Here is an 11590-nt window from a genome sequence, read left to right on the forward strand (position 1 = left end):
GATCACGCCATCGGCAGCGGTTAACCTGCCGATCTGTTTCTACATATTGCACCGACGTTACGCGGCGGGGTGCGATGTTAACCTGAGTACGCCCATGCAACATGGGCTTTCCTGCATTCAATACAGTATGTACTTGCTGCTCGCTCGGTTTGCCTTGGCAGAGGAGCGGTCTGCCCGGGCATCGAGAAAAGGAGTATCGCGCCATGCATGCCATCAGCTTCATCCAGGACCTGGCAGTGATCATGCTGGTTGCCGGGGTGGTCACGATTCTCTTCCACCGCCTCAAGCAGCCCGTCGTGTTGGGCTACATCGTCGCCGGCTTCATCATTGGCCCGCACACCCCGCCGTTTGGCCTGATCCACGATGAAGACACCATCAAGACCCTGGCTGAGCTGGGGGTGATATTCCTGATGTTCTGCCTGGGGCTTGAGTTCAGCTTGCGCAAGCTGTTCAAGGTCGGCGCCACAGCGTTCATCGCGGCGTTCCTGGAAATCGTGCTGATGATCTGGATCGGTTTCGAGATCGGTCGCTGGTTCGGTTGGAACACCATGGATTCGCTGTTCCTCGGCGCCATCCTGGCGATCTCCTCGACCACCATCATCGTCAAGGCGCTCAACGACCTGAAGATGAAGAACGAGCGCTTTGCCCAGCTGATTTTCGGCGTACTGATCGTCGAGGATATTCTCGGTATCGGCATCATTGCCTTGCTGTCCGGCATCGCTGTCAGCGGCACGGTCAGCTCTGGCGAAGTGTTTTCCACGGTCGGCAAGCTGTCGCTGTTCATGATCGTCGCGCTGGTCATTGGCATCTTGCTGGTGCCGCGGCTGTTGGCCTATGTGGCCAAATTCGAGAGCAACGAGATGTTGCTGATCACCGTGCTGGGCCTGTGTTTCGGGTTCTGCCTGCTGGTGGTGAAGCTGGAATACAGCATGGTCCTGGGCGCCTTCCTGATTGGCGCGATCATGGCCGAGTCGCGCCAGTTGCTGAAGATCGAGCAACTGATCGAGCCCGTACGCGACCTGTTCAGCGCCATTTTCTTTGTCGCCATCGGCCTGATGATCGACCCTCAGGTACTGATCGACTACGCCTGGCCGATCGTGGTCATCACCTTGGCCGTGGTGCTGGGCAAGATGCTGTCCTGTGGCATGGGGGCGTTTATCGCGGGCAATGATGGCCGCACTTCGCTGCGTGTCGGCATGGGGCTTTCCCAGATCGGCGAGTTCTCGTTCATCATCGCCGCGCTGGGCATGACCCTGCAGGTCACCAGTGATTTCCTCTATCCGGTGGCTGTGGCTGTTTCGGCAATCACCACACTGCTGACGCCTTATCTGATCCGCGCGGCCGCCCCCCTGTCGTTGAAGCTGGGCAATGTGGTGCCAAGCCGTCTGGCGCGTGTGCTGTCGCTGTATGGCGAGTGGCTGCGCAACATCCAGCCGCAGGGTGAGGGGGCCATGCTGGCGGCAATGATCCGGCGCATCCTGTTGCAGGTTGGCGTGAATCTGGCGCTGGTGATCGCCATCTTCTTCAGCGGTGGTTACTTCGCTGGGCGCATTGGCAACTGGCTCAGTGAGTGGGTCACCGATGTCAGCCAGCAGAAGGCTGTGATCTGGGGGGCGGCACTGCTGCTGTCACTGCCGTTCCTGATTGCGGCGTATCGCAAGCTCAAGGCGCTGTCGATGCTGCTGGCGGAAATGGGCGTGAAGCCTGAAATGGCGGGGCGTCACACCCAGCGTGTGCGCCGAGTGATTGCCGAGGTGATCCCACTGCTGTCGCTGCTGGTGATCTTCCTGCTGCTGTCGGCGCTGTCGGCGAGCATCCTGCCCACCAGTGAGTTGCTATTGGTGATTGCAGTGGTGGCGGCGGTGGTGGTGGCTGTGCTGTGGCGATGGTTCATCCGCGTGCATACACGCATGCAGATTGCCTTGCTGGAGACGTTGGAGAACAGCCGCGAGAACACGCACTGAGGAGGTAATGCCTTCTGCGCAAGATTTCACCGTCGTCCGAGGGGATGGAGCGGTAGCGATGTCGCCAGGCGCAGAAAGCCTGGCGATTTTAATCGCATTAATGGCTTTGAGCCATTATTTTACCTGTCGATATTTTGCAGCTTTGTAGGAACGATCAGCTTTCCAGCCAGACGTCCCGCGCCCAGTGCCATACCGATTCCCAGCTGTCTTCACCGACGATTTCATCTTCGGCATCCCACAGCACTACCGTGCCGTCTTCCTCGACGCAGTAATAATTATCACCGTCCTGGCAAATCGGGATGAGGTCGCGTGGCACGCCGGCATCCCAGGCATTGGATGCTACGTCCGGCAGGTAGGTATGCGATTGCGGGTCGGTGATCGTGACAGGTTCCAGGGAGCCGTAGACCACATCACTGACGGTCAGCAGGAACTCCTTGAACACGAAGGGAATGTTGATGAACAGCTGTTCTTCGACTTCTACCAGCTGATCTTCATCGGGAAGCTCCAAGGGTACCGGTACCGGCTCATTGGCTTCACGGAGTTGTTCGATCACTTCTTCCACGGTTCACTTCCTCTGACCTTGATGACAACGCTGCGCGTTATACCCTAGTAGGGCACTGTGGCAAAAGCAAAAACCCCGGGACAGAGCCCGGGGTTTTTTGTGCAGCGCGTGTTGGTTAACCGTTTTGACGGATACCGGCGACCAGCCAAGGCTGATTCTCGCCCTGGGCGCGAACCATGTGCCAGCTTTCGCTGAACACTTCGCCCTGGTCGAAGCGCGAAGTCTTCGACACGCCACGGAAGGTCAGGGTGGCGTCGGTGCGGTCGGCGCGATCATCGACGCCGTCCAGCTGCACTTCGAGGTTGTCGATGTAGGTGGCCTGGAAGCCATCACCCAACTCGGCGCGCTCGCGCTTGAGGAACTCGAGCATTTGCGGCGTGACGAACTCGGCGATCTTGTCCATCTCGTTGGCATCCCAGTGCTGCTGCAGCGACTGGAAGTGGCTTTGCGCGGCGGCCAGGAAGCTCTTCTCGTTGAACCAGGCCGGTGCGTTGATCACCGGAGCGGCAGCGGCGGCAGGCGCGGCCGAGCCACCGAATACCGACGGCTGGGCAGGCTGGCCGTGAGCTTCGCGCTGGAACGGCGCGTGGCCAGGTGCGGCCATTTGCGGCTGCTGTTGGCGGCGACGCGCGGCGATGAAGCGGAACACCAGGAACGCGATCAGGCCCATGATCAGGAAGTCCATGATCTGCATGCCCTGGAAGCCATCACCCATGAACATGGAGGCCAGCAGGCCACCGGCGGCGAGGCCGGCCAGTGGGCCCAGCCAGCGCGAAGCACCGCTGGCGGCGGCCGGCGCGCGGCCAGGCGCGGTTGGCGCGGCGGCAGGCGTGGCTGGCGTGGCCTGGCGGGTCTGGTGAATAGGCGCGGAGCCCGAGCTCTTGCCGCCGCCGAAACGCTTGGCGCTGGCGTCCAGGCTCAGCGTCAAGCCGACGCAGAGCGCCAGTGCGATGCTAAGAAAACGTTGCATAAGTGGGATATCCCCTGTTGTGGATTGCACGCGCGCCATGGTGCACAGGTTCCCGGGCACATGACCAGCGACATAATGTTTCGAGCTTTTGCCTGAATGTTACAAGCCTATGCCTATAGGGCTTCGAGCTTGGCATACCCCAGCATCAGCCACTTGCTGCCTTCGGCAAAGTTCACCTGCACCCGTGCCTGGGCACCAGAGCCCTCGAAGTTGAGGATCACCCCCTCGCCGAACACCGCATGCTGCACCCGCTGGCCGAGGTTGAAGGCGGTCTGCGGAATATTGGCATTGGCGAACAGGTTGCTGGTGGTGGCCTTCGCCCCGCCGAACGGGCGGCTGACGCTGTTGGACAAGCGCACTTCCTGAACCAGGCCTGCCGGAATCTCGCGTACGAAACGTGACACTTTATTGTAGGTTTCGCTGCCATACAGGCGACGTGTCTCGGCATAGGTCATGACCAGCTGGCGCATGGCACGGGTAATGCCCACGTAAGCCAGGCGACGTTCCTCTTCAAGGCGGCCAGGCTCTTCCAGGCTCATCTTGTGCGGGAACAGCCCTTCTTCCATGCCCACCAGGAACACATAGGGGAACTCCAGGCCTTTGGCGCTGTGCAAGGTCATCAGCTGAATGCTGTCTTCATGCTCGTCGGCCTGGGTGTCGCCCGCCTCAAGCGAGGCGTGGCCAAGGAAGGCCGAGAGCGGCGAGAGTTCGGCGTCTTCGTCGCTGGCCTCGAAGTTGCGCGCTGCGCTGACCAGTTCCTCAAGGTTTTCCACCCGTGCCTGGCCCTTTTCACCCTTTTCTTCCTGGTGATAAATGATCAGGCCGGACTGCTCGATGGTGGTCTGGGTCATGGTATGCAGCGGCATGTCCACAACCTTGGCGGCCAAGCCCTCAATCAGTTCGATGAAGGCACCCAGCGCGCTGGCGGCACGGCCCTTGAGGGCTTTGGCGGCGAGCAGCTGGCACATGGCTTCCCACATCGACAGCTGGCTGTGGCGGGCGTGATCGCGAATGGCTTCGACGGTTTTTTCGCCGATACCGCGCGGCGGTACATTGATTACCCGCTCCAGCGCCGCATCGTTGCCACGGCCTTCGAGCAGGCGCAGGTAAGCCATGGCGTTCTTGATTTCGGCACGTTCGAAGAAGCGCTGGCCGCCATAGATGCGGTACGGAATGCGTTCGCGCAGCAGGGCCTCTTCCAGTACCCGCGATTGGGCGTTGGAGCGGTACAGGATGGCGATTTCGTTGCGCGCATTGCCTTGCTTGATCAGGCTCTCGATGGTTTCCACCACGTAGCGCGCTTCATCGTGTTCGTTGTAGGCCGCGTACAGGGTCAGGGGCTCGCCTTCGCCCATGTCGGTCCACAATTCTTTGCCCAGGCGCCCGCTGTTGTTGGCGATAAGGGCGTTGGCCGCCTTGAGGATGCCACCGGTGGAGCGGTAGTTCTGCTCCAGGCGGATCATCTCGGCGTCGGGGAAGTCGGCTGTGTACTGGTGGATGTTCTCGATCTTGGCGCCGCGCCAGCCGTAGATCGACTGGTCGTCATCACCCACCGCCATCAGGCTGTCGCCGCCGCGTGCGAGCAGGCGCAACCAGGCGTACTGCACGGCGTTGGTGTCCTGGAACTCGTCCACCAGCACGTGGCGGAAGCGCCGCTGGTAATGCTCCAGCAGGCCAGGGTGATCGCGCCACAGGTCGAGGGCGCGCAGCAGCAGTTCGGAGAAGTCGATGACCCCGGCGCGCTCACAGGCCTGTTCGTAAGCGGTATAGACGTCGCGCATGGTCGCCAGGAACAGGTCACCCCCGGCCTGGATATGCTGAGGGCGCAAGCCTTCGTCTTTCTGGCCGTTGATGAACCATTGTGCCTGGCGTGCCGGCCACTTCTGCTCATCCAGGCCGAGCTCGCGCATCACCCGCTTGATCAGGCGCTGCTGGTCGTCGCTGTCGAGAATCTGGAAGTTCTGCACCAGCCGGGCTTCCTGCCAGTGCGCGCGCAGCAGGCGGTGGGCCAGGCCGTGGAACGTGCCCACCCACATGCCCGCCGGGTTTATCTCCAGCAGCTGCTCGATCCGCTGGCGCATTTCTGCGGCGGCCTTGTTGGTGAAGGTCACCGACAAGATCGAGTGCGGCGATGCCTGCTCGACCTGGATCAGCCAGGCGATGCGGTGCACCAGCACGCGGGTTTTACCGGAACCGGCGCCGGCAAGCACCAGTTGGCGCCCGCGCGAGGCGGCTACGGCCTGGCGTTGGGCGTCATTGAGAGAGTTCAGCAGGAGGGAGAGGTCGTCTGTGCGCATCGGGCCATTCTAGGGCGAGGCAAGGGATGGGGCAAACGTCTACTGTATAAATGTTCACCCTGCACGCCCACCGTTCATCCGAGTGCCCGAGCGATGGCCTGCCTTACGGGCAGGCCTGATGCTCAATGCGTCACCATGATCTCGGTAATGCTAGTGATCAAGGCGCCATCATGAAAGATGTCCACCTTTGGGATGTTGCTATGGTCGCCTGGCATCCTGAAGCTCACAGGCTTTTGCGTGACCACTTGGGGGAAGATGCCTTCGCCGGTTTCGAGCGTCAATTCAAGTGCCAGCGCGAAGGACTTGTCTTGCATCTTGCGCAGGCTCAGGGTCGGTTGGATACCGGGGTGGCCAACCCTGACCTTGCCGGATACGCGAAAAGCGGTAGCGCCAGGCATGTGGTCCATTTGTGCAACCCAGCCTTGGGTTTCGAGGGTCATGTTTCTGTTCTCCGAAGTAGCGCGACGAAGTGCCGCGTACGCACAGGGTCATGCGCCAACGAAAAACATCGCAGCTAGAAACGGTTCAACTGTGCCAATGCCTGCCTTGGTGAGCCAGCAGGCTGTTGGCCTGCTCCGGCCCGTTGCTGCCGGCAGCGTAGGGGCGCGGCGCCTGGAAGTGCTCTTCCCAGCCCTTGATGATCGGGTCGATCCAGGCCCAGGCCGCTTCGACCTCATCGCGGCGCATGAACAGCGTCGAGTCGCCCTCCAGCACGTCCAGCAGCAGGCGCTCATAGGCTTCCCAGCGGCGGGCCTGGCCGAATACCTGAGCCAGGTTCAAGTCCAGGTCGACCGGCTCCAGGCGCATGCCCTTGCCTGGGCTTTTGGTCATCATGCGCAGGCTGATGCGTTCTTCAGGCTGCAACTGGATCAGCAACTGGTTGACCTGGCCGCCGTTGAACAGCTCGTGGGGCACCGGCTTGAACTGGATGACGATCTGCGACGAGCGTCGCGCCATGCGTTTGCCGGTGCGCAGGTAAAAGGGCACGCCGGCCCAGCGCCAATTGTCGATCTGGGCCTGCACGGCGACGAAGGTCTCGGTGTCGCTGTCGTTGTCCACGTCTTTTTCGAAGTAGTACGCCGGCACTTCCTGACCACCGATGCGTCCGGCGCCATACTGGCCGCGCACGGTCTTGTCCTGCACGTCCTGGCCGGCAATGGGCTTGAGGGCACGCAGAATCTTCACTTTCTCGTCCCGCACGGCTTCGGCCTCGAACTGCGCCGGCGGCTCCATGGCCACCAGGCACAGCAGCTGCAGCAGGTGGTTCTGCAACATGTCGCGGGTCGCGCCGGCGCGGTCATAGTAGCCACCGCGGTTCTCTACACCCAGGGTTTCGCAGACGCTGATCTGCACGTGGTCGACCTGGCTGTTGCGCCATACCGGCTCCAGCAGGGCGTTGGCGAAGCGCAGGGCCATCAGGTTCTGCACGGTCTCCTTGCCCAGGTAGTGGTCGATACGGAACACCTGGGCTTCCTCGAACACCGCACCAATTGCCTCGTTGATGGCGGTGGCGGATGCCAGTGAATGGCCGATGGGCTTTTCCAGCACGATGCGGGCTTCGGGGTCGGCCAGGCCTGCGATGCGCAGGTGGTTGGCGATGGGCACGAACAGGTTGGGGGCGGTGGCCAGGTAGAAGACCCGGGTCAGCCCACCGGGCTCGCCCAGGTAGCGCGCCAGGCGGCCGAAATCGGCACTCTGCGCGGCGTCCATGGCGAAGTAGTCGAGCCGGGCGGAGAACCGCTGCCAGACCTCTTCGTCGAAGTCGTTACGCGCGATCTGCGCCCGACAGTGGCGCTCGGCAAGCTTCAGGTAGTCGTTACGTGGCAGGTTGCGCCGCGCCAGGGCAATGATCCGCACGGCGTTGTTCAGACGACCCTCGCGAAACAGGTGGTAGAGCGCCGGAAGCAATTTGTGCAGGGCCAGATCGCCGGTGCCACCGAAGACCAGAATGTCGCAAGGAATAGTCAAACCACCACGCTCCACGTTCGTTTAACTGGGCGGGTTGGCGCCCATGTAGTATAACTACAAGAAAGCTACATCCCGGCAAGCCGATCATAACCGAGTCCAGCCCGTGAATCTGTTGCAACATATCGCCCAATCGCGCCACCTGCTGCGCAAATCGGAACTGAAAGTGGCCGACCACGTGCTGCTAGACCCGGCTGCCGTCATGCACAGCTCGATGGCGGACCTGGCGCACAACGTGGGTATCAGTGAACCGACCATCGTGCGTTTTTGCCGGGCGATCGGCTGTTCAGGCTTCCAGGACCTCAAGCTGAAACTGGCACAGAGCCTGGCCGCCGGGGCCAGTTTTGGCCAGTTCGCGATCCATGAAGACGATTCGGTAGCCGATTACAGCCTGAAGATCTTCGACACCACGTTGCACACGCTGATGGAAGTGCGCGAGCACCTCGATCCTCACGCGCTGCAGCAGGCGGTGAGCGCGATGGCCCAGGCGCAGCGCGTGGAGTTCTATGGCTTTGGCGCGTCCGGCGCAGTGGCTGCCGATGCCCAGCACAAGTTCTTCCGGCTGTTGCTCAGCGCGGCGGCTTATTCCGACCCGCACATGCAAGCCATGTCGGCGGTCACGTTGAAGCCGGGCGATGTTGCGGTCTGTATTTCCCAATCGGGCCGTTCCAAAGACCTGCTGATCACCGCCAACCTGGTGCGTGAGAGTGGTGCCAACCTCATCACCCTGTGCCCGAGCGCCACCCCGTTGGCGGAGCTTTCGACCGTCAACCTGGCGATCGATGTGCATGAAGATACCGAGATCTATACCCCGCTGACCTCCCGTATCGCGCACCTGGTGGTGATCGATGTGCTGGCCATGGGCGTTGCCATGGCGCGTGGGCCGAGCCTGGTCAACCACCTCAAGAGCGTGAAACGCAGCTTGCGTAGCCTGCGTTTGTCGCCGAAATCGATCAAGGCTACCGACGACTGAAGCGTCCTGTCGGCGATTGGGCGGCTCCAAGCGGCCAAAATTCATGATTTTGTAACCGCCCCAACGCAAAACCGTAAACCCTCGAAGCCAGTCTGAAACTCCCGCATCCTAACTGGGAGACAGGCAATGGCTCGTGACTTCGACGGTACGTACCAACCCAACGCCAAGGCTCGCAAGCAGCAGGAAAAGGATCAGCGCCGGATGGAGTACCGCCGCGCTATCGAAAGCTACTGCGACCAGCGCCAATTGCTCCGTGATTTGGTTGACTACCCTGAGCTACAAGAACTCACGGTGTGGCAGGCCTCGGCAGCGACTTCCCCGAAAAACGCTCCACAATTGCGCTGATAAGCACACGTTCGCTGCGGATGAACGCTAAAAATGCCAGGGCCACCGGTGACTGCCGCTTGGCCTTGGCCTGTACCACACACCAGCTGCGGTACAGCGGCAGTTCCTCCACCGGCAACTCTTTCAGCACGCCCGTGGCCAGCTCCATGTTCAAGGCATGGCGGGTCAGCAGGGCGATGCCCAGGCCCGCGATCACGCACTCGCGCTGGGCATCGGCCGAGGCCACCTCAAGGGTCTGGGTGAAGTGCACGCGTTTGTCCTTGAAGTACTCCTCGCACGCCTTGCGTGTGCCCGAGCCTTGTTCGCGGACCAGCAGGGTATGAGGCTCAAGGTCCTGCAGGCGCAGGTGCTCCAGCTTGCACAGTGGGTGGTCCGGCGGGGCCACGGCGACGATCGGGTTGTTCAGAAACGGCAGAAACTCCAGGCCCATGTCCTGCGGCACCATGGACATGATGATCAGGTCGTCACGGTTGTCCGAAAGGCGCCGGATCGCCTGGGCGCGGTTGACCACCGTGAGCGTCAGGTTGACCTCCGGGTGTCGCTGTTTGAAGGCGGCGAACAGGTGTGGCACGAAGTACTTGGCACTGGATTCGATCGCCAGCTTCAGCTGCCCTTGCAGTGAACCCTGCAGGTCCGACAGCTGCATGTCGAGGCTTTCCAGCCGACCGAAGATATCGCGGCTGGCGCGTTGCAGCGCTTCGGCCGCTTCGGTCAGGTAGAGCTTCTTGCCGACGTACTCGAACAATGGCTGGCCGATCAGTTCTTCGAGCTGACGGATCTGTAGACTAACGGCGGGTTGCGTAAGCGCCATTTCCTCGGCCGCACGGCTGTACGAGCGCAAATCGCACACCTCGTTGAAGATCTGCAATTGGCGCAATGTCATACGCATCAAGGACTTACGCATTTTTATCCAGGCTCCGGCAAAACCTTGTTACGGCACTATAAGCTTTTGCTAATACTGCCCCTAACAAATATTGATTTTTGTTTATCGTCCTACAGCGCTAGGGTGAATGTGCGACTGGCCAGCAACGTCTGGTCACGCGCCGACCGGTAGAACCGGCTCGACTGTTCCTACGGCTTTGGGAAGACTCCAGTGATAAAAAAAATCCTGATCGCCAACCGAGGTGAAATCGCAGTTCGGATCGTGCGTGCCTGCGCCGAGATGGGCATTCGCTCGGTAGCGATCTATTCCGACGCCGACCGTCATGCGCTGCACGTAAAGCGCGCTGACGAGGCCCACAGCATCGGTGCCGAGCCGCTGGCCGGGTACCTGAACCCGCGCAAGCTGGTGAACCTCGCTGTCGAAACCGGTTGTGATGCCCTGCACCCGGGTTACGGTTTCTTGTCGGAAAACGCTGAACTGGCAGAGATCTGCGCCGAGCGCGGGATCAAGTTCATCGGCCCGGCTGCCGAAGTCATTCGTCGCATGGGCGACAAGACCGAAGCACGCCGCACCATGATCAAGGCCGGCGTCCCGGTGACGCCGGGCACCGAAGGCAACGTTGCCGATATCCATGAAGCCCTGAGTGAAGGTGACCGCATCGGTTATCCGGTCATGCTCAAGGCGACCTCCGGCGGTGGCGGCCGCGGCATTCGCCGTTGCAACAGCCGTGAAGAACTGGAACAGAATTTCCCCCGCGTGATCTCCGAGGCCACCAAGGCCTTCGGCTCGGCAGAAGTGTTTCTGGAAAAGTGCATCGTCAACCCCAAGCACATCGAGGCGCAGATCCTCGGTGACAGCTTCGGCAACGTGGTGCACCTGTTCGAGCGCGATTGCTCGATCCAGCGCCGCAACCAGAAGCTCATCGAAATCGCCCCGAGCCCTCAGCTGACCCCCGAGCAGCGCGCCTACATCGGCGACCTCGCGGTGCGTGCAGCCAAGGCTGTGGATTACGAGAACGCCGGTACCGTGGAGTTCCTGCTCGCCGATGGCGAGGTGTACTTCATGGAAATGAACACCCGGGTGCAGGTAGAACACACCATCACCGAAGAAATCACCGGTATCGACATCGTTCGTGAGCAGATCCGCATCGCTTCGGGCCTGCCGCTGTCGGTCAAGCAGGAAGACATCCAGCACCGCGGTTACGCGCTGCAGTTTCGGATCAACGCCGAAGACCCGAAAAACAACTTCCTGCCCAGCTTCGGCAAGATCACCCGTTACTACGCACCCGGCGGCCCAGGCGTGCGCACCGACACGGCGATCTACACCGGCTACACCATTCCGCCGTACTACGACTCCATGTGCCTGAAACTGGTGGTCTGGGCATTGACCTGGGAAGAAGCCATGGACCGCGGCCTGCGGGCCCTGGACGACATGCGCGTGCAGGGGGTGAAGACCACCGCCGCGTATTACCAGGAAATCCTGCGCAACCCGGAATTCCGTAGCGGCCAGTTCAACACCAGCTTCGTCGAAAGCCACCCAGAACTGACCAACTACTCGATCAAGCGCAAACCCGAAGAGCTGGCCCTGGCCATCGCCGCCGCCATCGCCGCCCACGCAGGCCTGTGAGGAAA

10 protein-coding genes are annotated in these 11590 nt (G+C 61.3%); 4 read left to right on the plus strand and 6 right to left on the minus strand.

Going from position 1 to position 11590, the window contains the following annotated elements; translation table 11 throughout:
• Positions 1-203 precede the first annotated feature (203 nt).
• Complete coding sequence (locus OGV19_RS24095; RefSeq protein ID WP_264310960.1) at positions 204-1964, plus strand: cation:proton antiporter; 1761 nt, start codon at positions 204-206, stop codon at positions 1962-1964.
• 154 nt (positions 1965-2118) lie between these two features.
• Here OGV19_RS24095 and OGV19_RS24100 read toward each other — a convergent pair whose 3' ends face one another.
• The 5 genes from OGV19_RS24100 to zwf all read right to left on the minus strand — a co-directional run bounded on the left by OGV19_RS24100 (position 2119) and on the right by zwf (position 7761).
• Positions 2119-2526, minus strand: a complete 408-nt coding sequence (locus tag OGV19_RS24100; RefSeq protein WP_033702408.1) for an SMI1/KNR4 family protein — start codon at positions 2524-2526, stop codon at positions 2119-2121.
• Positions 2527-2641: 115 nt separating this feature from the next.
• Complete coding sequence (locus OGV19_RS24105) at positions 2642-3496, minus strand: Tim44 domain-containing protein (RefSeq protein WP_264310961.1); 855 nt, start codon at positions 3494-3496, stop codon at positions 2642-2644.
• Positions 3497-3609: 113 nt separating this feature from the next.
• A complete protein-coding gene (gene uvrD / locus OGV19_RS24110) occupies positions 3610-5793 on the minus strand; it encodes a DNA helicase II (RefSeq protein WP_264310962.1) in 2184 nt (727 codons plus the stop codon).
• 122 nt (positions 5794-5915) lie between these two features.
• Positions 5916-6233: a hypothetical protein gene (locus tag OGV19_RS24115; RefSeq protein WP_264310963.1), complete on the minus strand. Its 318-nt coding sequence runs from the start codon at positions 6231-6233 to the stop codon at positions 5916-5918.
• Between the two features lie 85 nt (positions 6234-6318).
• Positions 6319-7761, minus strand: coding sequence for a glucose-6-phosphate dehydrogenase (gene zwf / locus OGV19_RS24120; RefSeq protein WP_264310964.1), 1443 nt, complete (start codon positions 7759-7761; stop codon positions 6319-6321).
• A 103-nt stretch (positions 7762-7864) separates the two neighbouring features.
• Here zwf and hexR point away from each other — a divergent pair, with 103 nt between their 5' ends.
• Both hexR and OGV19_RS24130 read left to right on the plus strand, forming a co-directional pair.
• Positions 7865-8731, plus strand: a complete 867-nt coding sequence (gene hexR / locus OGV19_RS24125; protein ID WP_264310965.1) for a transcriptional regulator HexR — start codon at positions 7865-7867, stop codon at positions 8729-8731.
• Positions 8732-8857: 126 nt separating this feature from the next.
• Entirely contained in the window at positions 8858-9076 is a 219-nt protein-coding gene (locus OGV19_RS24130) for a PA3496 family putative envelope integrity protein (protein ID WP_264310966.1), read from the plus strand.
• On the opposite strand, the gene OGV19_RS24135 is transcribed toward OGV19_RS24130, so the two are convergent.
• Complete coding sequence (locus OGV19_RS24135) at positions 9018-9980, minus strand: LysR family transcriptional regulator (protein WP_319026005.1); 963 nt, start codon at positions 9978-9980, stop codon at positions 9018-9020. The genes OGV19_RS24130 and OGV19_RS24135 overlap by 59 nt on opposite strands.
• 189 nt (positions 9981-10169) lie before the next feature.
• Between OGV19_RS24135 and OGV19_RS24140 the strand changes: the two genes are divergently transcribed.
• Positions 10170-11585: an acetyl-CoA carboxylase biotin carboxylase subunit gene (locus tag OGV19_RS24140; RefSeq protein ID WP_264310967.1), complete on the plus strand. Its 1416-nt coding sequence runs from the start codon at positions 10170-10172 to the stop codon at positions 11583-11585.
• Positions 11586-11590: the final 5 nt, after the last annotated feature.

The organism is Pseudomonas putida, from assembly GCF_025905425.1.
GTDB classification, from domain to species: domain Bacteria; phylum Pseudomonadota; class Gammaproteobacteria; order Pseudomonadales; family Pseudomonadaceae; genus Aquipseudomonas; species Aquipseudomonas putida_AF.

Excerpts from the sequence above, each read along its gene's own strand:
- uvrD (WP_264310962.1), bottom strand. The coding sequence starts at position 5,793 with ATGCGCACAGACGACCTCTCCCTCCTGCTGAACTCTCTCAATGACGCC.
- OGV19_RS24135 (WP_319026005.1), bottom strand. The coding sequence starts at position 9,980 with ATGCGTAAGTCCTTGATGCGTATGACATTGCGCCAATTGCAGATCTTC.
- OGV19_RS24095 (WP_264310960.1), top strand. The coding sequence starts at position 204 with ATGCATGCCATCAGCTTCATCCAGGACCTGGCAGTGATCATGCTGGTT.
- OGV19_RS24130 (WP_264310966.1), top strand. The coding sequence starts at position 8,858 with ATGGCTCGTGACTTCGACGGTACGTACCAACCCAACGCCAAGGCTCGC.
- OGV19_RS24105 (WP_264310961.1), bottom strand. The coding sequence starts at position 3,496 with ATGCAACGTTTTCTTAGCATCGCACTGGCGCTCTGCGTCGGCTTGACG.
- OGV19_RS24115 (WP_264310963.1), bottom strand. The coding sequence starts at position 6,233 with ATGACCCTCGAAACCCAAGGCTGGGTTGCACAAATGGACCACATGCCT.